This window comes from Thermomonospora catenispora (genome assembly GCF_006363815.1).
Taxonomy (GTDB): domain Bacteria; phylum Actinomycetota; class Actinomycetes; order Streptosporangiales; family Streptosporangiaceae; genus Thermomonospora; species Thermomonospora catenispora.
The window spans coordinates 76580-101276 of record NZ_RRYT01000012.1; the positions used below are offsets into that span (position 1 = coordinate 76580).

The 24697-nt window shown below is 72.9% G+C and carries 29 protein-coding genes; 12 read left to right on the forward strand and 17 right to left on the reverse strand.

Annotation, left to right across the window (positions count from 1 at the left end; all coding sequences use genetic code 11):
• The first annotated feature begins 72 nt into the window (after positions 1–72).
• Positions 73–735: a phosphate signaling complex protein PhoU gene (gene phoU, locus EIO00_RS11795; RefSeq protein WP_140178108.1), complete on the forward strand. Its 663-nt coding sequence runs from the start codon at positions 73–75 to the stop codon at positions 733–735.
• 260 nt (positions 736–995) lie between these two features.
• On the opposite strand, the gene EIO00_RS11800 is transcribed toward phoU, so the two are convergent.
• The 3 genes from EIO00_RS11800 to mshA are packed head-to-tail and all read right to left on the reverse strand — an operon-like array spanning position 996 to position 3626.
• A complete protein-coding gene (locus tag EIO00_RS11800; RefSeq protein ID WP_241661291.1) occupies positions 996–1820 on the reverse strand; it encodes a phosphoglyceromutase in 825 nt (274 codons plus the stop codon).
• Between the two features lie 10 nt (positions 1821–1830).
• A complete protein-coding gene (locus tag EIO00_RS11805; RefSeq protein WP_140178109.1) occupies positions 1831–2316 on the reverse strand; it encodes a type III secretion system chaperone family protein in 486 nt (161 codons plus the stop codon).
• A gap of 8 nt (positions 2317–2324) precedes the next feature.
• Positions 2325–3626 (reverse strand): D-inositol-3-phosphate glycosyltransferase, encoded by a 1302-nt coding sequence (gene mshA, locus EIO00_RS11810; RefSeq protein ID WP_140178112.1) that lies wholly within the window; start codon positions 3624–3626, stop codon positions 2325–2327.
• Positions 3627–3726: 100 nt separating this feature from the next.
• Here mshA and EIO00_RS11815 point away from each other — a divergent pair, with 100 nt between their 5' ends.
• Complete coding sequence (locus EIO00_RS11815) at positions 3727–4494, forward strand: SDR family NAD(P)-dependent oxidoreductase (RefSeq protein WP_140178114.1); 768 nt, start codon at positions 3727–3729, stop codon at positions 4492–4494.
• Here EIO00_RS11815 and EIO00_RS11820 read toward each other — a convergent pair.
• Positions 4491–5330, reverse strand: a complete 840-nt coding sequence (locus tag EIO00_RS11820) for a class I SAM-dependent methyltransferase (RefSeq protein ID WP_140178116.1) — start codon at positions 5328–5330, stop codon at positions 4491–4493. The genes EIO00_RS11815 and EIO00_RS11820 overlap by 4 nt on opposite strands.
• 102 nt (positions 5331–5432) lie before the next feature.
• Here EIO00_RS11820 and EIO00_RS11825 point away from each other — a divergent pair, with 102 nt between their 5' ends.
• Positions 5433–7115 (forward strand): AMP-binding protein, encoded by a 1683-nt coding sequence (locus tag EIO00_RS11825; protein ID WP_140178118.1) that lies wholly within the window; start codon positions 5433–5435, stop codon positions 7113–7115.
• Between the two features lie 24 nt (positions 7116–7139).
• On the opposite strand, the gene EIO00_RS11830 is transcribed toward EIO00_RS11825, so the two are convergent.
• Complete coding sequence (locus tag EIO00_RS11830) at positions 7140–7652, reverse strand: O-acetyl-ADP-ribose deacetylase (RefSeq protein WP_175596196.1); 513 nt, start codon at positions 7650–7652, stop codon at positions 7140–7142.
• Between the two features lie 148 nt (positions 7653–7800).
• Between EIO00_RS11830 and EIO00_RS11835 the strand changes: the two genes are divergently transcribed.
• Positions 7801–8637: an NAD-dependent epimerase/dehydratase family protein gene (locus tag EIO00_RS11835; protein ID WP_140178121.1), complete on the forward strand. Its 837-nt coding sequence runs from the start codon at positions 7801–7803 to the stop codon at positions 8635–8637.
• A 224-nt stretch (positions 8638–8861) separates the two neighbouring features.
• Here the strand turns inward: EIO00_RS11835 and EIO00_RS11840 are convergent, their stop codons facing one another.
• The 3 genes from EIO00_RS11840 to EIO00_RS11850 all read right to left on the reverse strand — a co-directional run bounded on the left by EIO00_RS11840 (position 8862) and on the right by EIO00_RS11850 (position 11076).
• Positions 8862–9641, reverse strand: a complete 780-nt coding sequence (locus EIO00_RS11840) for a dioxygenase family protein (RefSeq protein WP_140178123.1) — start codon at positions 9639–9641, stop codon at positions 8862–8864.
• Positions 9642–9760: 119 nt separating this feature from the next.
• Positions 9761–10669, reverse strand: coding sequence for a M56 family metallopeptidase (locus EIO00_RS11845; RefSeq protein WP_140178125.1), 909 nt, complete (start codon positions 10667–10669; stop codon positions 9761–9763).
• Positions 10666–11076 carry a BlaI/MecI/CopY family transcriptional regulator gene (locus EIO00_RS11850; RefSeq protein WP_140178126.1) on the reverse strand — a complete coding sequence of 137 codons (411 nt, stop codon included), beginning with the start codon at positions 11074–11076 and terminating at the stop codon, positions 10666–10668. Before EIO00_RS11850 ends, EIO00_RS11845 begins: the two co-directional genes overlap by 4 nt.
• Positions 11077–11168: 92 nt before the next feature.
• Here EIO00_RS11850 and EIO00_RS11855 point away from each other — a divergent pair, with 92 nt between their 5' ends.
• The 3 genes from EIO00_RS11855 to EIO00_RS11865 all read left to right on the forward strand — a co-directional run bounded on the left by EIO00_RS11855 (position 11169) and on the right by EIO00_RS11865 (position 14089).
• Complete coding sequence (locus tag EIO00_RS11855; protein WP_140178128.1) at positions 11169–12533, forward strand: cytochrome ubiquinol oxidase subunit I; 1365 nt, start codon at positions 11169–11171, stop codon at positions 12531–12533.
• Entirely contained in the window at positions 12530–13423 is an 894-nt protein-coding gene (locus EIO00_RS11860) for a cytochrome d ubiquinol oxidase subunit II (protein ID WP_140178130.1), read from the forward strand. The genes EIO00_RS11855 and EIO00_RS11860 overlap by 4 nt, the downstream gene beginning before the upstream one ends.
• A 372-nt stretch (positions 13424–13795) precedes the next feature.
• Entirely contained in the window at positions 13796–14089 is a 294-nt protein-coding gene (locus EIO00_RS11865) for a hypothetical protein (RefSeq protein ID WP_140178132.1), read from the forward strand.
• Positions 14090–14208: 119 nt separating this feature from the next.
• Here EIO00_RS11865 and EIO00_RS11870 read toward each other — a convergent pair whose 3' ends face one another.
• Positions 14209–14661, reverse strand: coding sequence for a MarR family winged helix-turn-helix transcriptional regulator (locus EIO00_RS11870; protein WP_140178134.1), 453 nt, complete (start codon positions 14659–14661; stop codon positions 14209–14211).
• Positions 14662–14726: 65 nt separating this feature from the next.
• Between EIO00_RS11870 and EIO00_RS11875 the strand changes: the two genes are divergently transcribed.
• Positions 14727–15608, forward strand: a complete 882-nt coding sequence (locus tag EIO00_RS11875; RefSeq protein WP_140178136.1) for a nitroreductase/quinone reductase family protein — start codon at positions 14727–14729, stop codon at positions 15606–15608.
• A gap of 7 nt (positions 15609–15615) precedes the next feature.
• Here the strand turns inward: EIO00_RS11875 and EIO00_RS11880 are convergent, their stop codons facing one another.
• A complete protein-coding gene (locus tag EIO00_RS11880) occupies positions 15616–15927 on the reverse strand; it encodes an AzlD domain-containing protein (RefSeq protein ID WP_140178138.1) in 312 nt (103 codons plus the stop codon).
• Entirely contained in the window at positions 15924–16604 is a 681-nt protein-coding gene (locus EIO00_RS11885; RefSeq protein WP_140178140.1) for an AzlC family ABC transporter permease, read from the reverse strand. The genes EIO00_RS11880 and EIO00_RS11885 overlap by 4 nt, the downstream gene beginning before the upstream one ends.
• A gap of 68 nt (positions 16605–16672) precedes the next feature.
• Here EIO00_RS11885 and EIO00_RS11890 point away from each other — a divergent pair, with 68 nt between their 5' ends.
• Both EIO00_RS11890 and EIO00_RS24190 read left to right on the forward strand, forming a co-directional pair.
• The gene (locus EIO00_RS11890) at positions 16673–17236 is read left to right on the forward strand and encodes a helix-turn-helix domain-containing protein (RefSeq protein WP_206664118.1); all 564 of its coding nucleotides are present in this window, start codon (positions 16673–16675) and stop codon (positions 17234–17236) included.
• A 239-nt stretch (positions 17237–17475) separates the two neighbouring features.
• A complete protein-coding gene (locus EIO00_RS24190) occupies positions 17476–17847 on the forward strand; it encodes a VOC family protein (RefSeq protein ID WP_161602705.1) in 372 nt (123 codons plus the stop codon).
• A 63-nt stretch (positions 17848–17910) separates the two neighbouring features.
• Here EIO00_RS24190 and EIO00_RS24655 read toward each other — a convergent pair whose 3' ends face one another.
• Positions 17911–20271 (reverse strand): MMPL family transporter, encoded by a 2361-nt coding sequence (locus EIO00_RS24655; protein ID WP_140178146.1) that lies wholly within the window; start codon positions 20269–20271, stop codon positions 17911–17913.
• Between the two features lie 72 nt (positions 20272–20343).
• On the opposite strand from EIO00_RS24655, the gene EIO00_RS11905 reads away from it, so the two are divergent.
• The gene (locus EIO00_RS11905; protein ID WP_140178148.1) at positions 20344–20973 is read left to right on the forward strand and encodes a TetR family transcriptional regulator; all 630 of its coding nucleotides are present in this window, start codon (positions 20344–20346) and stop codon (positions 20971–20973) included.
• A gap of 93 nt (positions 20974–21066) precedes the next feature.
• A complete protein-coding gene (locus tag EIO00_RS11910; protein WP_241661292.1) occupies positions 21067–21807 on the forward strand; it encodes an SGNH/GDSL hydrolase family protein in 741 nt (246 codons plus the stop codon).
• On the opposite strand, the gene EIO00_RS11915 is transcribed toward EIO00_RS11910, so the two are convergent.
• From EIO00_RS11915 to EIO00_RS11935, 5 genes are all read right to left on the reverse strand, one after another.
• Positions 21792–22124 carry a DUF2516 family protein gene (locus EIO00_RS11915; protein ID WP_140178151.1) on the reverse strand — a complete coding sequence of 111 codons (333 nt, stop codon included), beginning with the start codon at positions 22122–22124 and terminating at the stop codon, positions 21792–21794. The two genes, EIO00_RS11910 and EIO00_RS11915, sit on opposite strands and share 16 nt — an antisense overlap.
• Before the next feature lie 141 nt (positions 22125–22265).
• Positions 22266–22754 carry a hypothetical protein gene (locus EIO00_RS11920; RefSeq protein WP_140178153.1) on the reverse strand — a complete coding sequence of 163 codons (489 nt, stop codon included), beginning with the start codon at positions 22752–22754 and terminating at the stop codon, positions 22266–22268.
• Positions 22729–23181 (reverse strand): helix-turn-helix domain-containing protein, encoded by a 453-nt coding sequence (locus tag EIO00_RS11925; RefSeq protein WP_140178155.1) that lies wholly within the window; start codon positions 23179–23181, stop codon positions 22729–22731. The genes EIO00_RS11920 and EIO00_RS11925 overlap by 26 nt, the downstream gene beginning before the upstream one ends.
• A gap of 201 nt (positions 23182–23382) precedes the next feature.
• The gene (locus tag EIO00_RS11930) at positions 23383–23670 is read right to left on the reverse strand and encodes a hypothetical protein (RefSeq protein WP_140178157.1); all 288 of its coding nucleotides are present in this window, start codon (positions 23668–23670) and stop codon (positions 23383–23385) included.
• A 40-nt stretch (positions 23671–23710) separates the two neighbouring features.
• Complete coding sequence (locus EIO00_RS11935) at positions 23711–24673, reverse strand: neutral zinc metallopeptidase (RefSeq protein ID WP_140178159.1); 963 nt, start codon at positions 24671–24673, stop codon at positions 23711–23713.
• Positions 24674–24697: the final 24 nt, after the last annotated feature.

Here is a 24697-nt window from a genome sequence, read left to right on the forward strand (position 1 = left end):
CCCGTCGGGGTTCACACTCATGGGAGATCGTGTGCGCTGGATCGTTCCGCCTCCGAACGCAGGGAAGCTCCAGTGCGCGACAGCTATCACGAGGAACTCGACGGCATCTCCGACAAGCTCGTCGAGATGACACGACTGGTGCGGGCGGCCGTGTCCCGGGCGGTGCACGCGCTGCTGGACGCCGACCTGCGGCTGGCCGAGGAGGTCATCGGCGACGACGAGCGGGTCAACGGGCTCCACGCGCAGATCGAGCAGACCGTGCTCGATCTGATGGCACGCCAGCAGCCGGTGGCCGGCGACCTGCGCACCCTGGTCACCTCGCTGCGGATGAGCGGTGACCTGGAGCGGATGGGCGACCTGGCGGTGCACCTGGCCAAGACCGCCCGGCGCCGTCACCCCGACCCGGCGATCCCGCCGGAGATGCAGGCCACCGTGCTGGAGATGGGCCGGATCGCCGAGCGCATGGCCGCCAAGGCCGGCAGCGTCATCGCCTCCCGGAACGTCGACCTCGGCCTGGAGCTCGACGCCGACGACGACGCCATGGACCGGCTGCACCGCAAGCTGTTCGACAGCATGCTGTCCCCCTCGTGGAAGCACGGCGTCGAGCCGGCGGTCGACATCTCCCTGGCCGGCCGGTACTTCGAGCGCTTCGCCGACCACGCCGTCCACGTCGCCGAGGACATGGTCTACATCGTCACCGGCCGGCGCCCCGAGGAGATCAACGAGCCGGCCTGAGCCGCGGTCGAACCGGACCGGACGCGCCCGGGCCGGCGTCGCGTTCCGACCGCGCGCGGTGCGCCCGCCGCGCCGCGGGCGCGGCGGAACGCGGTGCGCGGGCGCAGCGGCGCTCCCCGCACAGGCTCCGCCCGGAGGGGGACCGTCCGCCCGGCGTGCGCTCGCCCTCCGGGGGGCGGTCGGCCGCCGGGGCGTGAGAACGAGCGACGCCGACCGGCCCGCCGACCGGTCGGCGTCATGATCGCCGAGAGTCCTCCCGGCTACTTCTTCTTCTTGTCCTTCTTGTCCTTGCGGGCGGCCCGGCCGGACGCGCCGTCGGAGTCCTTCGCGGCGCCGGAGGAGGCGGCGCCCTGGTTCTTGACCGCCTCGATGGCGGCCTTGGCGGCCTCGGGGTCGAGGTACTCCCCGCCCCGCTTGAGCGGGGTGAAGTCGTCGTCGAGCTCGTAGACCAGCGGGATGCCGGTGGGGATGTTGAGCTCGGCGATGTCGGCGTCGGAGATGTCGTCCAGGTGCTTGACCAGGGCGCGCAGCGAGTTGCCGTGCGCGACGACCAGGACGGTCTTGCCCGAGGCCAGGTCCGGCACGATGGCGTCGTACCAGTACGGCAGCAGCCGGTCCACCACGTCGGCCAGGCACTCGGTGCGCGGGATCAGCTCCGACGGCAGATGGGCGTACTTGAGGTCGTTGACCTGCGACAGCGGGTCGTTGTCGGCGATCGGCGGGGGCGGGGTGTCGTACGAGCGCCGCCAGATCTTGAACTGCTCCTCGCCGAACTCCTCACGGGTCTGCGCCTTGTTCTTGCCCTGCAGGGCGCCGTAGTGGCGTTCGTTCAGCCGCCAGGAGCGACGGACCGGGATCCACAGCAGGTCGGCCACGTCCAAGGCGATGTTGGCGGTGCGGATGGCCCGCTTGAGGACTGAGGTGTGCACCACGTCGGGGGTGATGTCGGCGTCCAGCAGCAGTTCACCGCCGTTGGTCGCCTCGCTCTCGCCCTTGGCGGACAGGTCCACGTCCACCCAGCCGGTGAACAGGCCCTCCGCGTTCCACACGCTTTCCCCGTGCCGGAGCAAAACCAAGGTCGCCATGGCGGGAAGCCTACCGGGAGGGGTCGGCGAACCTCGCGAAGGCCTGCAGGTTGGCCAGGCTCTCCCCGCGGGAGACCCGCCAGGCCCATTCCTTGCGGATGGAGGTCTTGAAGCCCAGCTCCAGGGCCTTGTCGAAATTGTCGTCGGCGTAGCTGAGCACGCTGCCCAGCACCCGGTCGATCTCCTCGGCGCTGACCGACGACAGCGGCAGCCGGCCCACCAGATAAACGTCGCCGACCTCGTCGAGGGTGAACGCCACGGCGTACATGCGGCCGTTCTTGCGCAGCAGCCAGCGGTAGAACTCCTCGTGGTTCTCATCGGGCCGGCGGCAGAAGAACGCCTCGATGTGCAGGCTGTGGTCGCCCACGATCAGCCAGGTCATGGTGGCGAGCTTGTGCTCGCCGGGCAGCCTGACCAAGAACGCCCCTTCGCGGGGCTTCTCGTAGGTGACGTCGGCGTCCTTGAGGGCCTTTTCGATGATCTCTGCTGGGGTCATCGTGGGGGTCATCGCGGGAGCGCTCCGGCGGGTTGGGCAACGGCGGTCACCGCCCCGGCGTACACCTCCAGCAGCCGGTCCACGGTGCCCTCCCAGCCGAACCGGTGGGCGTGGCGGACCGCGCCGCGGGCGAGGCGCTCGCGCAGCCGGGGCTCGGCCCCGAGGCGGGACAGCACGGCAGCGTAGTCGGCGGGATCGTGACCGTCGATCAGCACACCGGATTCGCCGTCGCGCACGGCGGTGCGCAGCCCGCCCACGGCGGCGGCGACGACCGGGGTGCCGCAGGCCTGGGACTCGGCGGCGACCAGGCCGAAGGACTCGTTGTGGGAGGGCACCACGGTCACGTCGGCGGCGCGGTACCACTCGGCCAGCTCCGACTGCGGGCACGGCGGCTCGAACCGCACCAGGTCGGCGATGCCCAGGTCGCCGGCGAGCTTCTGCAGCCCGTCGGGCCGGGCGCGGCCGGTGCCGCTGGGGCCGCCGACCACCGCGACGACCAGCCGGCTCCGCAGCCTCGGATCGGTCTCCACCATCCGGGCGGCGGCGCGCAGCAGCACGTCGGGGGCCTTGAGCGGCTGGATCCGGCCGACGAACAGCAGCACGTACGCCTCCCGCGGCAGGCCGAGGCGGCGGCGGGCCGCCTCGGTGCCGGAGCGCAGCAACCCGGGGCGGGGGCGGAAGCGGGACAGGTCGACGCCGGGGGTGACGGTGGCGACGCGGGCGGGGTCGGCCCCGTACAGCTCCACGAGCTGGCGGGCCTCCTCGTCGGTGTTGGCCACCAGCCGGTCGGCCGACTCGACCACCTGTTCCTCGCCGAGGATCCGGCCGGGCGGCTCGGGGGTGTCGCCCTCGGCGAGCGCGGCGTTCTTGACCTTGGCCATGGTGTGCATGGAGTGCACCAGCGGCACGCCCCAGCGCTGCTTGGCGGCCCATCCGACCTGGCCGGACAGCCAGTAGTGGGTGTGCAGCAGGTCATAGTGCCCGGGTTCGTGGGCGGCCTCGGCGCGCAGCACCCCGGAGGTGAATCCGCACAGCTCGGCGGGGAGCTCGCTTTTGTCCAGCTCCTCGAACGGCCCGGCGATCACGTGCCGGACCAGCACGCCGGGGACCAGTTCGGCCACCGGGGGCAGGTCCCGGGAGGTGGCGCGGGTGAAGATGTCGACCTCGACTCCCCTGTCGGCCAGCCGTTTGGCGATCTCCACGATGTAGACGTTCATGCCCCCCGCATCGCCCGTACCCGGCTGGTCGAGCGGCGAGGTGTGCACGCTCAGTGTCGCAATCCGCCTGATCGGGGCGCTTCGGCGCGACAAGGGACACCACCTCCGTTGGGAGAACCTATCGACCGCACGGTCTGTTCCCGGCGCATCCCCCGCCGGAGGGGACGTTGCGCCGAGGCGGGACAATCAGGATGTGCGTAAGACGGCGGTAGTGACTGGAGCGAGCAGTGGGATCGGCGCGGCCACGGCCCGCCGGCTGGCGGCCGAGGGCTTCAACGTGGTGTTGGCGGCCCGGCGACGGGACCGGCTGGACGCGCTGGTCGAGGAGATCGGGAAGAGCGTTCCGGGGGCGGGCCGGCTGGCCGCGGTCACCCTGGACGTGACCTCACAGGAGTCGGTGGACGCGCTGGCGGCGGGCCTGCCCGAGTGCCACGTGCTGGTCAACAACGCGGGCGGCGCGATCGGCATGGAGTCGGTCGCCGAGGCGGACCCGGCGGACTGGCAGACCATGTACGACACCAACGTGCTGGGCCTGCTGCGGGTCACCAAGGCCCTGCTGCCCAAGCTGATCGCCAGCGGCGACGGGCATGTGGTCAACGTCACGTCGCTGGCGGGCCACGTCCCCTATGAGGGCGGCGCCGGCTACAACGCGGCCAAGCACGCGGCCTACGCGGTCAACGAGGTCATGCGGCTGGAGCTGGTCGCCGAGCCGGTGCGCGTCACCGAGATCGCCCCCGGCATGGTCAAGACCGAGGAGTTCAGCCTGGTCCGGTTCCGCGGGGACGCCGAGAAGGCCGCCAAGGTGTACGAGGGCGTCGCCGAGCCGCTGGTGGCCGAGGACGTCGCCGACTGCATCGCCTGGGCGGTGACCCGTCCCCCGCACGTCAACATCGACCGCATCGACGTTCAGCCCCGGGTGCAGGCCGCCCCCTACAAGGTGCACCGGGAGCCCGCCTCTTAGGGGGCGACGGCCGACCAGGGGAGGGTGACCTCGCCCAGCCGCCAGCGCGGGCGGGGGCCCAGGGGCGGGCGGGTGAGGACGGGGTGGATCTGCGCCAGCAGGCGCACGGCCTCGATCCAGCGGGCCCTGGGGCCGAAGACGGACTGGGGGGCGGCGACGGCCCAGCAGCGGTCGAAGTCGGCGAGGAACGCGTGGACGGGCTCGCCGGGGACGTTGCGATGGATGAGGGTCTTGGGGAGCCGCTCGGCCAGGTCCGAGGGGCGGGAGAGGGTCGGCAGGTGGGCGGCGAAGGTGATGGTGCGGGGCCCTTCGGGGCCCAGCGCGACCCAGACGGCGCGGCGCCCGATCTCGCTGCAGGTGCCCTCGATCAGGACGCCGTCGGGGGCGAGCTTGGCCCGTAGGGCGTCCCAGGCGCGCCAGGCGGCCGGCTCGTCGTACTGGCGGAGGACGTTGAAGGCGCGGATCAGCGCCGGGGGGCGGTCGACGGGGAGTTCGAAGCCGCCGAGCCGGAACGACAGGTCCGCGTACCGACCGGTGGGACGGACGCGGTCGAGGAACGCCAGGCCGGCGGCGACGCGCTCGGGGTCGATCTCGATGCCGACGACCTGGAGGCGGGGGCAGACCGCGCGGAGCCGGTCGTACAGCTCGACGGTGGTGACGGGCGAGGCGCCGTAGCCCAGGTCGACGGCCAGCGGACGCGGGTCCGAGCGCAGGGCGCGGGTCTGGGTGACGGCGATCCACAGGTCGACGCGGCGCAGGCGGTTGGGGGCGGTGGTCCCCCGGGTCGCCTCGCCCACCGGTTTGGCCGGTCTGCCCGGCGCCTTGCGCGCGGCCATGGGGTCGATTGTGGCGCGAGGACCCACCGAATGAGATTCTGTAAGACATCGGTTACGGTGATCGTCGCGGCTCTGAACGCCCCCCAGCACCGAGGAGCACGGATGCTCGACCTGGCGACCCTGCACGAGGCCATCGCAGCGGCCAAGCCGGACGCCGAATGCCTGATCTGGCGGGACCGCAGGCTGACCTGGCGGGAGGTGACCGACCGGACGCGGCGCCTGGCGCGCGTGCTGCACGAGCACGGGCTGGGCCGCCGCGAGACGGCCGCCGAGCCCTGGGAGTCGCCGCACGACCATCTGGCGCTCTACCTGTACAACGGCCCGGAGTACCTGGAGGGCCTGCTCGGAGCGCACAAGGCGCGCGTCGCCCCGTTCAACGTCAACTACCGGTACGTGGACGAGGAGCTGGTCCACCTGTTCACCGACGGCCGGCCGGCCGCGATCCTCTACCACGCCGCGTTCGCCCCGACGCTGGCCCGCGCGCTCGACCGGCTCGGCCGCCGGCCGCTGCTGCTCCAGGTCGCCGACGAGTCCGGGAACGACCTGCTGCCCGGCGCGCTGGACTACGAACAGGCCCTCGCCGCCGCCTCCCCCGACCCGCTGGACGTCCGCCCCGACCCCTCCGACCTGCACATCCTCTACACCGGCGGGACGACCGGCCGGCCCAAGGGCGTGCTGTGGCGGATCGGCGACCTGCTGACCGGCCCGCTGGCCGTCCGCCGCCGCGACGGCGGGCCGTTCTCCGGCGTCGAGGAGGCGGTGGACGGCGCGCTGAACCGTCCCGAGGCGCGGGTGCTGGTCGCTCCGCCGATGATGCACGGCGGCGGCACCTGGACCGCGCTGGGCGGCTGGTGCGGCGGCGGGGTCGTGATCATCCCCGACCGGGTGGACCGCCTCGATGCGGCGAACCTGCTGAGCGTCGCCACCCGCGAGCGCGTCACCAGGATGCCGCTGGTCGGCGACGCGTTCTGCCGCCCGCTGGTGGAGGAGCTGGAGCGCGCCGAACCCGGCGCCTATGACCTGTCCTCCCTGCGCAGCATCATCAACTCGGCCGCCGCCATCAGCCCCGGCGTGCGCGCCCGGCTGACGGCGCTGCTCCCGCACGTGCGGATCCTCGACGTGCTCGGCTCCTCCGAATCCGGCTTCCAGGTCGCCCGGCAGGCGGCCGGGAGCGAACCGTTCCACCCCATGCCCGGCGCCGCGGTGGTCAGCGACGACCGCACCCGGCTGCTGAAGCCCGGGGAGGAGGAGGTCGGCTGGCTGGCCAAGAGCGGCGTCATCCCGCTCGGCTACCTCGGCGACCCGGACAAGACGCGGGAGACGTTCGTCACCATCGAGGGGCGGCGGCTGGTCGTGGCGGGCGACCGGGCGCGGCTGCTGCAGGACGGCCGGATCGAGGTGTACGGCCGGGAGGCGACCACCATCAACACCGGCGGGGAGAAGGTGTACGCCGAGGAGGTCGAGGAGGTGCTGCGCGGCATCCCCGGCGTCGCCGAGGCCCTGGTGGTGGGCCGGCCGAGCGAGCGATGGGGCCAGGAGGTCGTGGCGGTGATCCGGCCGGACCGCCGGGAGCCCGGCGCGGCCGGCCTCACCGACGAGGCGCTGCGGGCGGGCTGCGCCGCCCGCCTGGCCGGCTACAAGATCCCCAAGGCGTTCTTCCGCACCGAGGAGAGCCTGCGGCTGCCCAACGGCAAGGCCGACTACAAGACCGCGCGCGCCATCGTGGCCAAGGGCGCGGCCATGAGCGCGGCCGAGGGCGCGCCCCGGGGCGCGGCCGAGGGCTGACCGCCCGGGGGCCGGGCGGAGGGGTCAGACGGCGGCGAGGGCGCTCTGGAAGGCCCGGTAGGCGTCCTCGGTGAACAGCACGAACCGCGCCTCCACCACCTGCGACGGCGTGCTCAGCACCGTGCCGACGGCGATCCGCGCGGCGTCGTGGATCGGCCAGCCGTACACCCCGGCCGACACCGCCGGGAACGCCACCGTCCGCGCCCCCAGCTCGTCGGCCACCCGCAGCGACTCCCGATAGCAGGAGGCCAGCAGATCGGAGCGGTCCTCGGCGGCCGAGTAGACCGGTCCCACGGTGTGGATGACCCAGCGGGCGGGCAGTTCGCCCGCAGTGGTGGCGACGGCGTACCCTGTCGGGAGTCCGCCGCCGAAGCGCGAGGCCCGCAGCTTGCGACATTCGTCGAGGATGGCGGGCCCACCGCGCCGGTGGATGGCGCCGTCCACGCCGCCACCGCCCATCAGCGAGGAGTTGGCGGCGTTGACGATCGCGTCCACCTGCTGCTCGGTGATATCGCCCCACACTAGAGTGATGTCCATCACACCCCCACCCTCCATCCTGACCGATTGCCAACCTATTCGATACCCAGGTCGTGATAGGCGTTAAATCACCGCGCGTCAGTCAGCACCCGGGTCCGACAGGCCCTAACGTGACAGCGGGCTGTGCCGCTGTACCTGGAGGTTCACTGTGAAGATCCTCGTCGCCGGAGCGACCGGCGCCATCGGACGTCGTCTGGTGCCGTTGCTCGTCCAGGCCGGCCACGACGTCTCGGGCACGACCCGGAGCACCGAGCGGGCCGAGGCCCTGAAGGAAGCGGGGGCCCGGCCGGTGGTGGTCGACGTTCTGGACGCCGAAGCGCTGCGGGAGGCGGTCGTCGCCGAACGGCCCGACGTGATCATCCACCAGCTCACCGACCTGGCCGCGGAGGACTTCGCGGCCAACAACCGGCTGCGCATCGAGGGCACCCGCAACCTGGTGGACGCCGCCAAGGCCGCCGGGGTCGAGAAGATGATCGCGCAGAGCATCGCCTGGCTGTACGTCCCCGGCTCCACGCCGGCGACGGAGGACGAGCCGCTGGACGACCGGGCGTTCCCCTACCCGGGCGTGGCCGCGCTGGAGGAGGCCGTGGGCACCATGCCGCACGGCGTCGTGCTGCGCTATGGAGCGTTTTACGGCCCCGGCACCTGGTACGCGCCCGACGGCGCGATCGCCGAGCGGGTCCGGGCGGGCGAGTACCGCCCCTCTCCGGCCTGGACGTCGTTCATCCACGTGGACGACGCCGCGGCCGCCGCGGTGGAGGCGCTGGAGTGGCCGGCCGGTCCGGTGAACGTGGTGGACGACGAGCCCGCCCAGGCCACCGAGTGGATGCCGGTGTACTGCGAGGCGATCGGCACGCCCCTTCCGGCGGGGGGCCGGCACGCCGCCGCCACCGGCCGCCCGATCTCCAACGCCAAGGCCCGCGGCCTGGGCTGGAAGCCGCAGTACGCGAGCTGGCGCACCGGTTTCGCGCACCTGACGGACTGAGGCCCCGCCGCTTCCGGAGCCCGCCGCGCCTGTGCGGCGACGACGGCCCCCCGGCGGCGCATCGCCCGGAGGACGCCGGTCGGCGGGGCGGGTCGATGCGGCACCGCACCGGACCCGCGCCGGAGTCGGCCTCGGATCGATGCGGCCGGCGGCGTCCGGACCCGCCGGAGCGCCTCCGCCCGGGCCGCCTCGCCCGGCGGGCGGTGCGGTCGGACCGGGCCGGGTCAGGCGAACTGGAACGACCGCTTGGCCAGCCCGTACCAGTACCCGTCGATCACGGCGCGGGTCTCCCCCGGCCGGTCGACGTCCGCGCCGAGGGCGACGAACAGCGGGGCGAAGTGCTCGGTCCTGGGGTGGGCCAGCCGCGCCGCCGGGGCCTTGCGCCGGAAGTCCAGCAGGGCGTCGACGTCCCGGGCGGTCACCGTCTCGTGCGCCCACTGGTCGAACTCCGCCGACCAGCTCGGCGGATCCGCGTCGACCCCCTTGCGGGGGTCGAACGCGCTCAGGTTGTGGGTGGTGAACCCGCTGCCGACGATCAGCACGCCCCGGTCGCGCAGCGGGGCCAGCCGCCGCCCCAGGTCGAGCAGCTCGACAGGGTCCAGGGTGGGCATGGAGATCTGCAGCACCGGGACGTCGGCCTGCGGATACATCTCCTTGAGCGGAACGTAGGCGCCGTGGTCCAGCCCGCGCCGGGGGTCGTGGCGGACGGGCCGTCCGGCGCCGCCGAGGAGCGCGCGCACGTCCTCGGCCAGGGCGGGGGCGCCGGGGGCGTCATAGGTCACGCGGTAGTAGCGCTCGGGGAAGCCCCAGAAGTCGTGCACCAGCGGCACCCGTTCGGTGGCGCCCACGGTCAGCGGCGCCGCCTCCCAGTGCGCGGACACGACGAGGATCGCCTCGGGCCGGGGCAGGGCCGCCGCCCAGTCCGCCAGCTGGCGCGTCCACACCGGGTCGTCGGCCAGCGGCGGCGCACCGTGACTCAGATACAAGGCGGGCATACGGCTCATATCGCCAGCCTAGGCCAGGTTTAGTTGAAACATCAACAATCGGTGCGGAAGGCCTCTCCGCACCGTGCGTCGCCGTCGCGCCCCGGGGCTTCCCGGCGGACGCGCGGACCCGCCCGTCCTCAGACCGGGAGGTGGTACAGCAGGAAGGGGGTCACCGCGATGACGGCGGCGGAGGTCAAGGCGGCGACGCGCGCGGCGGGGCCGGCGGGCTCGGGCTCCAGCAGACGGCGGACGCGGGCCAGCACGGCGGGCTGGTCGAGGGAGGCCGCCGCCAGGGCGCCGGAGGGGGCGGCCACCGGGCGCGCGGCGGCGAACCGCAGCAGGGCGGTGGCCAGCTCGCGCGGCGGGCGGTGCCGCCTGGCGCGGTCGTCGGCGGCCATCTCGATCAGCAGCTCGACCGCGTCCAGGCACCGGCCGACCAGGCCGATCTGCGGGAAGACCTGGCGGAGCGAGGCGAACGGCAGCAGCACCAGGTCGTGGCGCTCGCGGGCGTGGGCCCGCTCGTGGGCCAGCACGGCGGCCAGCTCGGCGTCGTCCAGCAGCGCCAGCGTGCCGGCGCTGACCACGACCTTGGAGGAGCGGACGCCGGGCACGCAGTACGCCGCCGCGGCCGGATGGTCCAGCACCAGGGTGCCGGGGACCTCGGCGCTCCGGCTGGCGACCAGGGCCAGCAGGGCGCGGTGGCGGCGGCGGGCGCGGTCGATGCGGACGATCGCATGCGCCAGCATGGCCAGCAGCACGACCGCCAGCCCGACCCCGGTCAGCAGCGCGGCCAGATGCGTGGCGTCCAGCCGGGAGGCGCCGTCGGCGAGCATCGCCGGGACGCCGCCGGTGATGCCTTCGCCGTAGGGCAGGACGGCGTAACCGACCAGTGCGCCGATGGTGGCCACGCCCCACGCCAGGCCGAGGGCCTGCCACAGGGCGATGCCCGCCCGCGGCATCCGCCACGGCCAGCGGGCCTTGGACAGCAGGTGCGCGCCGCCCACCGTGCCGACGGCGATCAGGGCGAGCAGCGCGGTGCTCGTCATCCGCCGGACTCCGTTCTGTGCCGGTCGCCGTCGCCGGAGGCGGCCGTCAGCTCGTCGAGGACCTGGCGCAGGACCGCCACCTCGTCCTCGGAGACCGAACGGACGAAGTGCGCCAGCGCGGCGTCGCGGTCGCCGGTCTGGTCCAGGGCGCCCAGCATCAGCTCGGCCACATAGCTCTCACGGCTGGCGGTCGGACGGTAGCGCCAGGCGCGCCCGTCGCGTTCACGGGTCAGGAAGCCCTTCTTGGCCAACCGGTCCAGCACCGTCATCACGGTGGTGTGCGCGAGGTCTCGTTCCCCGGCCAGCGCGCGGCTGACGTCTCGCGCGGTGGCCGCGCCCTCTCCGGCGTCCTCCCGCGCCCACAGAATCTCCATGACGGTGCGCTCGAGCTCTCCCAAACCCTTCACGCCCTCGAGGGTACCGGCCTGAGAGAAAGGTCACCACGGTGGGTAGTACTACCCGATTAAGTACTACAGCTCGTAGTACTACGATCCGTCGTATGGAGACGTTCGCGATCCTGGCCGACGCCGCCACGCTGGCGGACTTCGCCGCGGCGCGCCAGCAGATGGCGTTCACCCTCGGCTTCCACATCATCCTGGCCAGCATCGGGATCGGCCTGCCCGCGATCACCCTGCTCGCCGAGTGGCGCGCGCTGCGCACCGGCGACGAGGTCTACGCCGAGCTGGCCCGACGCTGGATGAAGGCCGCCGGGGTGCTGTTCGCCGTCGGCGCGGTGTCCGGCACGGTGCTGTCGTTCGAGATGGGCACCCTGTGGCCGGGCTTCATGGACACCTACGGCCAGGTGTTCGGCGCCGCCTTCGCCATGGAGGGCATCGCCTTCTTCATCGAGGCGATCTTCATGGGCATCTACCTGTACGGGTGGGACCGGCTGCCGCCCAGGACGCACTTCCTCACCGGCATCCCGGTGGTGATCGCCGGGCTGATGTCGGCCTCGTTCGTGGTCACCGTCAACGCCTGGATGAACAACCCCCGCGGCTTCACCCTGGTGGACGGCGAGGTCACCGAGGTCGACCCGATCGCCGCCATGCTCAACCCCAACACCCCCGTCCAGGCCGCCCACCTGATCCTGGCGTCGCTGATGGTGTGCGGCTTCACGGTGGCGTCGGTGTACGCGGTGGCGCTGCTGCGCGACCACCGGCGCGGACGTCCGCTGGACCCCTACCACCGGCGGGGATTCGCGATCCCCTTCACGCTGGGGGCGATCTGCGCCCCGCTGCAGGTGCTGGTGGGCGACTGGGCGGTCCGGCACGTGCACGAGCACCAGCCGATCAAGTTCGCCGCCATGGAGGGCATCGAGCACACCGGAGGCGGCCAGCCGTTCAAGTTCGCGATCTTCGAGATCCCCGGCGCGCTGTCGCTGATGACGACGTTCGACGTGAACGGGGTGCTGCGCGGCCTGGACTCCTTCCCGGTCGGCGAGCGGCCGCCCGCCGAGGTGGTCCGGATCGGGTTCGAGCTGATGATCGCGATCGGGGTGGCGCTGCTGGCGCTGGCGGCCTGGTGGGCGCTGGCCTGGTGGCGGCACCGCAAGGGGCGCCGGGACCTGCCGTACCGGCCGTGGTTCCTGCGGATCGCGGCGCCGGCCGGGGTCGCCGCCATGGTCGCCATGGAGGCCGGCTGGACGACCACGGAGGTCGGCCGGCAGCCGTGGATCGTGTACGGGGTCATGCGCACCGAGGAGGCCGTCAACCCCTCCCCCGGCCTGCGGTTCGGGCTGTACGCGGTGCTGGCGGTGTACGCGGTGCTGACCGTCGCGACGATCAGCGTGCTGCGGCGGATGCGGCGGCGGCCCGAGCGGGCCCAGGAGCGGCCCCGTCCCAGGGAAGTGGAGGTCGTCGGATGAGCTACCCCGACATCGCGCTCGGCCTGATCCTGCTGGGGCTGTCGGCGTACCTGCTGTTCGGCGGGGCGGACTTCGGCGCGGGGCTGTGGCACCTGCTGGCCCGCCACCGGCGGGACCGCGAGGTCATCGAGCACGCCATGGGCCCCGTCTGGGAGGCCAACCACGTCTGGCTGATCTTCGTCATGGTGATGACGTGGACGGCGTTCCCCCCGGTGTTCGCCGACGTGATGTCCGCGCACTGGGTCCCGCTGTCGCTGGCGGCGCTGGGCATCGTGGCGCGCGGCAGCGCGTTCGTGTTCGCCAAGGCCGCGCCCAGCCGGGCGTATGCGTGGGTCTTCGGGATCTCCTCGGTGCTCACGCCGTACTGCATGGGGGCGGTCGCCGCGGTGATCGCCACCGGCGGGTCGAGCTGGCTGAGCCCCGCCGGGGCGTACGGCGGAGCGCTCACCACCGGGCTGTGCGCCTATCTGGCCGCCGTCTACCTGACCTGGGACGGCCGCCGGCTGGACCGGGCCGACTCGGCGGAACGGTTCCGCGCCTGCGCGCTGGTCTCGGGGACGGTCGTGGGGCTGATCGCCCTGCCCGGGGCGTTGACCCTCGGCGTGGGGTCGCCGCTGATCACCGCCTCGGCGCTGGCGGGCGTGGTGTCGCTGGCGCTGCTGCTGCTGCGCCGTTTCCTGGCGGTGCGGGTCACCGCCGCCCTGGCCGTCGCGACCGTGCTGTGGGGCGCCGCCGGCCTGGCCGACCTGGACCTGCACGCGGTCGCCGCCCACGACGCCGTCCTGCAGATCGTCCTGGCCGCCCTGGGAGTCGGCACGCTGATCCTGGTCCCCTCCATGATCTGGCTGTTCGTCCTCTTCCAGCGGGCCCCCGAGCGGCCCGCGGCGTGAGAGGCCGACCGCACGATCCCGCGGTCGCATCGCGCGTTTTCTGAGTCGGCTTCCGAGCCGACTCAGGCGGGCCGGTCCGACGGCCGGCCGGGCGTCGGACCGGCACATCCGCCCCTTCCGGGCGCGGTTGTCCGAGTGAGAACAAGCGCTTAACGAAGCTTGACCCCCACCCCCTACACAGCCAGGAATTCCGGACTAGCCTCATAAGAGTTGATTTTTTAGTACAGCGCCATGTCGGACCCCGCCGCTTGGAGCGCGATTCGGTCGCCCCGAGCGCCCATGGCCAGAAAAGCGCATTTCAGATGCGCGCCCAGATGCGCGCCTTGCAGCCGACAGACCGCATCTTGAGATCCATCGAGTCAGGAGATCCTGATGAGAAAGCACATGATCACGGTCGGCTTGGCCTCTGCCGCCCTCGGCGGCGGGCTGCTGGCGGCCCCGTCCGCTCTGGCCCAGGAAACCTCCGCCTCCGGCGCCAACCGCGCGGTCGCCCCGGTCGCCGTCCAGGTCGACCAGAGCAGCACCGTCCGCAAGGACCGTCCGCGCTACAAGCGGGTCTGCAAGATCCGCTTCGTCAAGCGCTATGACGGCTGGCGTCACAAGTACGTCAAGCGGATCCAAATTCGCTGCTTCTATGTGAAGCGGGGCGGCTTCTACCGCTACTGACCCCTTCGCGAAAGGTCCCTATCAGTCATCGCGCGAACGCCTTCCTTCGGAGCGCCGACGCGCAATGACACCGCAAAAGGTCGTCGCACCCGGCGGCCTTTTGTCATTCTCCCGTCAGATCACTCGCCGGCGGACAACTCCCGCTCGTAGACCTGCAGGGTTTCGATGAACATCCGGCGCTGCTCGGGGGTGAGCGGCTCCACCGCCCTGCTCCAGGCGCGGACGCCCTTGGCCAACCAGGCGTTGACGGCGTCCTGGTGGGCCGGAGCGATGCTCACGATGGTGCGCCGCCGGTCGCTATCGTCCTCACGGCGCTCCACCACGCCTTTACGGCTCAGCTCACTGACCATCAGGCTCACCGTGGTCGGCGCCACCTCCAGCCGTTCGGCCAGCCCGGTCACCGTCAGCGGCCCGTCGAAGATCAGATACGACAGCAGCGACAGATGCCGGGGGGCCAGGTCCAGCGACCGCAGCGTCTCCGGCACCGGAGTCCGCTTGAGCCGTCCCACCACCCGCGGCATCAGCAGCAACAGCGTCCGCACGGCCTCCGGCACGCTCGGGCCCGTTGACATACCTTTAACTCCAAAATATTTTTAAGTTCAAAGCAGATGCTGTCTCGCCGGAAGGGTATCCCTTCATGTCCGATTGGAACACGTCGATCATCGAAGAGTTCCGAGCCAACGGCGGCAAGGTCGGCGGCCCGTTCGAGGGGGCCGCGCTGGTGCTGCTCACCACCACCGGGGCCCGCACCGGCCGCCCGCACACCACGCCCGCCATGTACGTGCGCGACGGCGCCCGGATCCTGGTGTCGGCCTCGAACGCCGGGGCCGACCGGCACCCCGCCTGGTTCCACAACCTGGTGGCGAACCCCCGGGTCACCGTGGAGATCGGCCACGGCGGCGACATCGAGACCTACACCGCCGTGGCCGACGTCCTCGAAGGCCGGGAGCGCGACCTGATGTACGCCCGCTTCTGCGAGATGGCCGCTCGGTTCGCCGAGTACCAGGCCAAGACCGACCGGGTGATCCCGGTGGTCGCCCTGTACCGGGTCGACCCGGGCCGCGCCCAGGCGATCGGCGACCATCTGGTCCGCGTCCACGACAAGCTGCGCCGGGAGATGGCCGACCTGCTCGCCGAGGTCGACCCCCATTTGGCCGATCCCGCCGGGGATCCCGTCGAGAATCTCGCCGGGAGGGCCCGGCCCGCGTTCACCGACCAGCTCCGCGACCGGTGCGTCGACGTGTGCCACGCCCTGCACGGCCATCACGACAAGGAGGTCGCCAGAGCCTTCCCTCTGCTGGAGCAGCGTTTCCCTGGCATCACCCCCGCCCTTGAGCAATTCCACCGCGAGCACAAGGCGCTGAACGAGATCCGCCTGCGTGTCCAGGAGGCCCTGGCCCGGCTGGGCACCACGGACCCCGCCACGGTGCGGTCGGAGCTGGAGCAGCTCTCCGCCGAGATGAACGCCCACTTCGACCGCGAGGAACGCCGTCTGGTCGCCGCGCTCAACGCCTTGTGACGCGGGCTCAGTCCACCCCGCACAGCCGCAGCGCCGCCGTGACGACCGCCGCCGCGATCACCACCACCGGGAACGGCGCTCCCCGCACCGCCGCGATCCCCGCCGTCGTCACGCCCAGCACCCTGGCCCATCCGGCGAACGCCCCGCCCTCGGTGAGGGTCGAGACGGCCGCCAGCGCCACCAGCAGCACCGTCGCGGTCGCCGCCAGGGTCCGTTCCGCCCCGCCGGGGAGGCGCACCCGGCCCCGCAGCAGCGGCCCCGCCGCCCGGAACGCATACGTCCCCGCCGCCAGCACCGCCACGGCCCACACCGGCATCATCGTCGCCTCCCCTCGGCGACGCGCCATCCGGCCGCCCCGGCGAGGGCCGCGAGGACGGGCAGGCCCGCGGGCAGGAACGGGGCGGCGGCGACCGCGATCACGGCGCCCAGCAGCGCCGGGACACAGGCGTCGCGGTTCCTCAGGGCGGGCAGGACCAGGGCCAGCAGGACGGCGGGAAAGGCGGCGTCCAGCCCCAGGGCGCCGGGGTCGCCGAGGCTCCGCCCGGCGAGGGCGCCGACCGCCACGGCGGCGTTCCAGCTGACGAACAGGCAGGCCCCGCACAGCCAGAAGACGACGCGACGGCGGTCGGCGTCGGCCTGGCGCAGGGTGAACGCCACGGCCTCGTCCGTCACCAGATGGGCGCCGGTCAGCCGGGTGAGACGGCGCCCGCCCAGCGTCTCGGCGACCGCGAAGCCGAACGGCAGCAGCCGGGCGTTCAGCACCAGGCCGGCCGTCACGGCGGCGGCCGGCCCGCCCCCGGACAGCACGACGCCGACCGCGGCGAACTGGGCGCCGCCGGCGAACACCAGCAGGGACATCGCGATCGGCGCCCACGGGTCCAGCCCGCCGGACACGGCGATGGCCCCGAACGACGCGCCCACCAGAGCGTCGGCGAGGCAGACCAGGGCGATGTCCCGGACCGTGCCGCGATCTGGTGTTCGCCACAGCGAACTCATGTCCATTAAAATGAACGACACCGTGCATGTTCGTCAAATCGAACGATCGGATTGGTAGAGCGAACACCATGACCGGCACTCCGAGCGGCCCGCCGCTCGACCTGATCGCCGCCGCGATCCGCCGCGAGCGCGAGCGGGCCGGGCTGTCCCTCACCGAGCTGGCCCGGCGGTCGGGCCTGGCCAAGTCCACGCTGTCGCAGCTGGAGTCGGGCTCCGGCAACCCCAGCGTCGAGACGCTGTGGGCGCTGAGCGTCGCGCTCGACATCCCGGTCAGCCGGCTGATCGACCCGCCCCGCCCCGAGGTCCGGGTGATCCGCGCCGGGGAGGGGCCGGCGGTCCGCTCCGAGCGGGCGGGCTACACCGCGACCCTGCTGGCCTCCTGTCCCCCGGGCGCCCGGCGCGACGTCTACCGGATCGACGCCCGGCCCGGCGAGGCCCGCGAGTCCCGACCGCACCAGCCGGGGACCGTCGAGCACCTGATCGTCGGCACCGGCCGGGCGCTGGCCGGACCGGCCGACGAGCCCGTCGAGCTGGGGCCGGGCGACTACATCGCCTACCCGGGGGACGTCGCGCACGTCTTCCGGGCGCTCGCCCCAGGCACCATGGCCGTGATCGTCATGGAGCACCGCTGACCGGCGGCCGCCCGGGCCGTGTGAGCCCCCTCCCGCAGACCGGTCCGCGTCGGGCGACCGCGCCCCCGCGCGAAGGACCCGCGCGAGGGACCCGCGCACGGGCCGGGCCGGCCGTCCGCCGCGCGGCTCGGAGGCGGCGCGCCGCGAGCACGTTTCACCCGGGCGGTATCGAGCACGATCGTGATGCCGCGCCACGGCGACACGGCGCGGCGACCGACGCCACGATCCGCGGGGGCGCCATGTCGATCCACCTCAGCCGCATCGTCGTCTTCGCCAAGGACAAGCGGGCCTCGGCGCGTTTCCTGGCCGACCTGTTCGGCCTGGACGACCCGGTCCCCGTGGGGATCTTCGTCGCGGTCCGGCTGAGCGACGGGGTCACCGTGAACTACGCCCAGCCGGCCTCCGACTTCCCCCGGCAGCGCTACACGTTCCTGGCCGGCGAGGAGGACTTCGACGCCGTCTACGCCCGCGTCCGCGAGCGAGGGCTGACCTTCTGGGCCGACCCCTACCGCCGCACCGCGGGCCAGATCGCCTCCCACGACGGCCGCGGCCTGTACGTCGACGACCCCTCCGGCCACATCCTGGAGATCGTCACCAAGGCGGCCTGGTGACCCCGCACGGCGGCCCGCCGGCGGCGCCGGCACGGACCGCCCCGCCCAGCCGCCCGGCCCCGCTCAGCCGACCGATTCGAGCGAACGGGAGTCCTTCTCCAGGCCGACCGCCGCCGGGCCGGGGCGCTCGGCGGCCCGCGGACGGGACCGGCCGGGGAACCACCAGTTGGCGTGGCCCAGCAGGCTCATCAGGGCGGGCACCAGGACCATGCGGACGATGGTGGCGTCGACGACGACCGCGACCGCCAGGCCCAGCGCCACCATCTTGACGGTGGGGTCGGGCTGGGGGACGAAGCTCAGGAAGACGGAGATCATGATCAGGGCGGCCGAGGTGATCAGGCGGGCGGTGGCGCCGATGCCGACCACCACGCTCCCCCGCGGGTCGCCGGTGCGGTCGTACTCCTCCTTGATCCGCGACAGCAGGAACACCTCGTAGTCCATGGACAGGCCGAAGATCAGCGCGAACATGAACAGCGGGACGAACGAGACGATCGGCACCGCCTGATCCAGGCCGAAGAGCCGCACCCCCCAGCCCCACTGGAAGACGGCGGTGACCACCCCGTAGGACGCGCCGATCGACAACAGGTTCATCAGCGCCGCCTTGACCGGGACCAGGATCGCCCGGAACGCGACGATCAGCAGCACCAGCGCGACGACCACCACGGAGACGACCACGATGGGCATGCGGTCCCCGACCGTGACGGCCAGGTCGATGATCGCCGGGTTCTCCCCGCCCAGGTAGACCAGGGCGCCGGGGTGGGCGCGCGCGATCTCGGGCAGCTCCTGGGAGCGCAGTCGGTGCACCAGGTCGATGGCGGCCTGCTCGTGCGGGGCGTGGGCGGCCATGACCCGCACCACGGCGGTCTCGCCGGACACGATGGGCTCGCCGACCTGCGCGATGCCGGGCACGTTCGCGACGGCCTGCCTGATCTCCTGTCCGATCCGCCGGGCCTCAGGGCTGGGCTTCTTCAGCTCCATGGGCGCGCCGCCGCCCTCGGCGCGCCGGGCCTCGGCGGGGTCCGGCTCCGGGGCGGGGGAGGACGGCGGGACGGTCAGCCCGCCGAGCCCGGCCAGGCCCTCCACCACCGGCACCTGACCGGCGGATCGCCCCCGCTCCTCGGACTGCTCGGGGGCCGTGCCGGGGACCTTGGCGACCACCACCCACGGGCTGTAGTGGCCGGGGCCGAAGTTCTCGGCGACCGCGTCGTAGGCCCGCCGCGACGACATCGAGGTGGAGGCGGTGCTGTCGGACATCACCCCGAACTTCAGGTCCAGCGCCGGGACGGCGCACAGCAGCAGGAGCAGCGTCGCGCCGATCGCGTACGGCCAGGCGTGCCGGTCCACGTGCCGGCCCCAGCGCATCCAGCGGCCGCTCGCCCGGTCGGGCCGCACCCTCGGCAGCATGTAGCGGTCGATGCGGTCGCCGATCGCGCCGAGGATCGCCGGCAGCAGGGTGAGCGCCGCCAGCACCATGACCGCCACGGCCAGTGCGGCGGCGATCCCGATCCGTCCCACGAACGCGATCCCCGACAGGAACAGCCCGCAGATCGCGAACACCACCGTCCCGCCGGCGAAGACCACCGCATGGCCGGAGTGCGCCATCGCCCGGCCCACCGCGGTCTCGACGTCATCGCCCTCGGCGAGCTGCTGCCGGTAGCGGGTGACGATGAACAGCGCGTAGTCGATCCCGGCGCCGAGCCCGAGCATGGCGGCCGCCATCGGCGCGGTGGGATGGATCTCCAGCACCGATGCGCCGTAGTGGATGAGCGAGTACGACACCGCCAGCGCGCACAGCGACGCCGCGATCGGCACGCAGGCGGCCAGGTAGGAGCCGAACGCCAGCAGCAGCACCAGCAGCGCCACCATCAGGCCCAGGGCCTCTCCGGCGCCGCCCCGGGGCTGGTTGAGCAGCATCGCGACGATGCCGCCGACCTCGACGTCCAGCCCGGCCATCCGGGCGGGCTCCACCGCGCGGTCGAACTGCTCCAGGTCGGCCCGGCTGATGTCGCTCATGGTGCCCTTGAGGCTGACCCGGACGGCCACGGCGTCGTGGCTCTTCAGCCCGCCCATCCCCGGGACGTAGGGGTTCTCCACATAGGCGGTGCGGTCGAGGCGGGCGAGGTTGTCGATGGACCGGCCGATGGCCAGCGCCACCCGCCAGTCGCCGGGCTTGGCCGCGCCGGGTTCGTCCCGGGCGGTGAACACCACCGTGGTGGTGGGGCCGGCGAGCGCCGGGAAGTCCTCGGCGATCAGGTCGAGGGCCCGCTGGGTCTCGGTGCCGGGCAGGCTGGACTGCTGCACGAACACTCCGCCGTGGGCCAGGCCCAGGAAGCCGATGCCGAGGATCGCGACGATCCACAGCTCGAACACCAGCCGTCGTCGCCGCACGCACCAGCGTCCGAGCGCGTCCAGGAAACCCGCCATGGAGGCATGAAAGCGCTATGCCTGCAAAGTTGCAACAGATGCAGAATTGCACCCCATGTTAATGTCCGTGACATGCCTCACGTGGAGTCCGCAGGACTGCGCGAACGCAAGAAACAGCGCACCCGGCAGGCGATCTTCGCCGCCGCGCTCCGGTTGTTCGCCGAGCGCGGCTACGACGAGACGACGATCGCCGACATCGCCGCCGCCGCGGACGTGTCGCCGCGCACCTTCTTCGCCTACTTCCCCAGCAAAGAGGACGTGATCTTCGCCGAGATCGACGACCGGCTGGCCGAGGTGCAGCAACGGCTGTCCCGCCGCACCCCCGGGGAGACCCCGCTGGAGATCATCCGGCAGAGCGTCGTCGAGGTGATGGAGGCGCTGGTCGCCGAGCAGGGCGAGCACGGCCCCGTGCAGGTCCGGCTGGTGCTGGAGCGGCCCGCGCTGCAGGCCCGCGCGCTGCAGCGGATGCACGAGACCAAGCAGGAGGTCCAGCGGCAGATCTGCCAGCTGTGCCCGGGCCTGGACGAGATCGAGGCGGTCGCGATCTCCGGGATGGCGCTCGGCGCCATGCAGTCGGTCGTCATCCACTGCCGGCAGAACGGCCTGGCCCCCGGCACCACCCGCACCGCCCTGGACCGGGCGCTGGCGCTCATGGAACGCGGTCTTCGTTCTGTGCCCGCTCTCAACGAGCCGATCCCCTAGGATTCGGACACGGCCGCCGGTGTGCGAAGCGGCCGTCGGCTCGATCTCTGAAAGGGCTTTCCGGCGTTGCCCCGACCCCTGTGGTGCGCATTGGTGGCGCTCGCGTTCCTGCTCTGCGGATGCGGCGGCGCGCCGACGAGCGCCCGCCCCGCGCCGGCCGAACCGGGCCGGCCCGCCCGGCCGCACGTCCCGGTGGTGTTCGTGCTGGGCGACAGCTACACCGCCGGGATCCGCGCCGTTCCGGCGGAGCAGACCTACGCCGCCGAGACCGCACGGCGGCTCGGCTGGCAGATCGTCATCGGCGGGCACGCCGGGACCGGCTTCGTCAACGACGGCAGCATCGGCAAGAACTTCGCCCAGCTGTACACGGCCCAGCTGGCGTGGCGGCCCGCCCCCGACATGGTGGTGGTCTCCGGCGGGCACAACGACTCCCGCGCGCCCGAGCGGGTCGGGCCCGCCGCCGAACGGCTGCTGCGGGACATCAAGACCCGCTGGCCGCGCACCCATCTGGTGATGATGGGGCCGCTGTGGGGCGGGGATCCGCCGCCGTCCGCCCGGCGGGTCCGGGACCGGCTGCGTCAGGTCGCCGACACGCTGGGGGTGCCGTTCATCGACCCGCTCGGCTGGATCACCGGGGACGTGCACGAGGGGACCGGCAACGCCGCGACCTATGTCCTCGACGACGGCGTGCACCTGACCCCGGCGGGCAACCGGTACGTCGCCGACCGGCTCGTCGGCGAGCTGCGCGCCCTCGGCCTGGACCGGCCCGTGCTCGGGGCGCCGGCGCGCCCCTCCGCCCGCCCCACCGCGTCAACGGCTCACCAGGGACCGTAGGGGCCGCCGGAGGAGCCTCCGCCGCGCCTGCGGTACGGCGCCACCGCGGGCCGCACGTCGGTCAGATAGACCGCGGCCACCACGAACGCGGCGATCGGCAGGAGGCCGATCAGGAAGACCATGCGGGTCGCCGCCGCCAGCCCGACCACGTTGGCGACCACCAGCAGGATCGTCCACAGCCTCTTGTTCTGCTTGCCGGCCGCCGTATAGGCGCCGGGCGGCACCCGTAGCGCGTCGACCAGCGCGTACGCCTCGAACAGGAAGGCGATGATCGCCAGAAACCAGAAAAGCAGCCCCACCCCTTCGGCCACCGACATCACCACCTCCGCCGAACGACCGGCGCCGTGCCCGACGCCGCGGATCCACTACACCCTATGCAAGATTTCAGCGGACGCCCCCCGGGACGCGCGACGGCCCGGCCGGACGCGTCCGGCCGGGCCGTCGTCGGTGCGGGCCGGTCAGTCGCCGACCTTCTTGCTCGCGTCGCCGGCGGTGCGCCGGGCGGCGCGGGCGGTCTTGCCGGCCTCGCCCACCGCGGCGCGGGTCTTGCGCCGGGTGCGCTTGGCGCTCTCGGTCAGCTCCCGGGTGGCGGCCTGGTTCTCCACGCGGGCGACGACCTTCTTGCCGCGCTCGGCCAGCTCGTCGAGCATGCTCTGCACCTGGGCGACGTACGCGCCGGCCAGCTCGCGCAGGTCCGCGCTCTCGACCCGCTCCTGGAGCCTGGTGACGTTCTCCCGCACCTCCTCCTGGAGCTTGATCATGTTCTCGCGGACCCCGCCCTGCAGCTTGGTCACGTTGACCCGCATCTCGTCCTGGTAGCGGGTCACGTTCTCGCGCAGTCGGCCCACCTGCTCGGGGACCTCGCGGAGCTTCTCCACCGCGAGGTCGCCGGCGCCGGCGACGGTATGGACGGTCTTGCTGTCACGAAGTCTTTCGGCGAGCGTCATCGGTGTCCTCTCCGGCTGATGCCTGGGTGTCGTCCCCCGGAGCGTCGTGGTCCGGGTCCTCCTCGTCTGCGGCGGCTGCGGCGGCGGCCTCGTTCTCCCTGCGGAACGACTCGTAGATGTCCAGCAGAACCTGCTTCTGCCGTTCCGTCAGCAGCAGGTCGGCCCGGATCGCCGCCTGGGTGTCGGTGTCGGCCTCGCGCTCGTCGAGAATCCCCGCCTGCACGTACAGCGCCTCCGCCGAGATCCGCAGCCCCTTGGCGATCTGCTGCAGGATCTCCGCGCTCGGCTTGCGCAGCCCGCGCTCGATCTGGCTCAGGTACGGGTTGGAAATGCCCGACACCGCCGCGAGCTGGCGCAGCGAGATCTTCGCCCGCTGCCGCTGCTCGCGGATGTACTCCCCGATCGATCCGACCTTCGACCCCGCCATGTCTCCACCCTGCGTCAGGGTGCTTGCAATTGCAAGCACCTTAGCTAGCACTTTACGGTGAGTTCGCCCACACCGAAGCACATCGGAGCACACCGGAGCCCGCCGCCTTCGTGCGCTCGGGCGGCGTCGCCGACCCGTCGCGGGTTCGCCGGGATCCGCCCGAGGACGCGCGGGGGCGCGCCGGGGGATCCGCCGCGGGGCTCAGCGGGAGGAGCGCAGCGCCTCCAGCAGCTCCTCGGACTGCCGCCTGGACCTCGCCAGCGCGCTCCACAGGAAGCAGAACAGCCCGGAGAAGAACGCGACCCCGGCGCAGACGGCCACGATCGCGCCGATCAGCAGCTCACGCACGTCCACGAAGGCGGACCCGGCGGGCAGCACCCGCACATCGGACTCCACGGACCCCAGCACCAGCACCAGCGACGCTCCGGCGAGCACCGCGGAGCAGACCAGCAGCGTCCAACCGGCGACGATCCAGCGCTGAGGGCTCATGGCGGGATGATGCCCGCGCCCCGGCCCGCTGTGAAGGCCCTCACTCGACCTCGGCGGCCGGGATCGTCCAGGTGTTGCACGCCGAGACCGCAGAGCCCCGGTACCCCTTGGCGACCCAGCCGGCGTAGTTGCGGGCGGTGCCGTGGTGCCGCTCCTCGGGCGGGCGGCGGTCGTCGCCCCGCCCCCGGACGTCGTTCATCATCGCGGCGTACTGGGCCCGGGTCATCGGGAGGGTCCTGCGCTCGGCGCCCAGGAAGAGCCCCGCCAGGCACTGGGCCTGCAGCTCGATCCGGCGGCTGATCTCGGCGCGGACGGCGGGGTCGGAGACGCTCATCTGCTGGTGGCCGTAGGGGAGGATGCCGGCGCGCTCCTGGACGTGGTGGCCGTACTCGTGGGCGATGACCCGGGCGTAGACGGCGTAGTGGGAGACCGGCTCGCCGGCGGCGGTCTCCACGATGTGGCGCAGCCCCACGTACATGGTGTTGTTCTCGGGGCAGTAGAACGCGGCGGTGCCGGGGCTGGGATAGCTGCCGCAGGGACCGCGCCCGGGCTCGCTCCAGAACACGCGCTGCGGCGGCTCGAACGGCATGCCGGCCTTGCCGAACTGCACCGCCCACACCCGGTCCAGGCACTGGGAGAGGGTCTCCATGAAACGGCGCATGGACTCGTCCTCCCCCTCGCGGATGCGCGGCAGGCGGCACCGCACGGGGGTGAGCGCGCCGGTGGCGTACAGGCGGTTGTCGGTGGCGACTTGCTGGGAGATCCGCGGCGCCTGCGTCCGGACCAAAGGCACGCCCTCGGCGTCCGCGAAACCGGCCAACGCCAGGGCCGCGATCACCAGCATCGCGGCGACGCCGCCCAGGGCGAGGGCCACCGCGCCGCCCACGCTGCGACGCGGGCGAGAGCGGCGCGACGGGAGCGCGTACGAGCGCCCCGGAGCGGGTGCCGGACGAGGGCGGCGCGCCGTGGCGGCGGGAGATTGGCGTGCCATGGGCGAGATCATCCCATAGGAGATGAAAGTTCACCG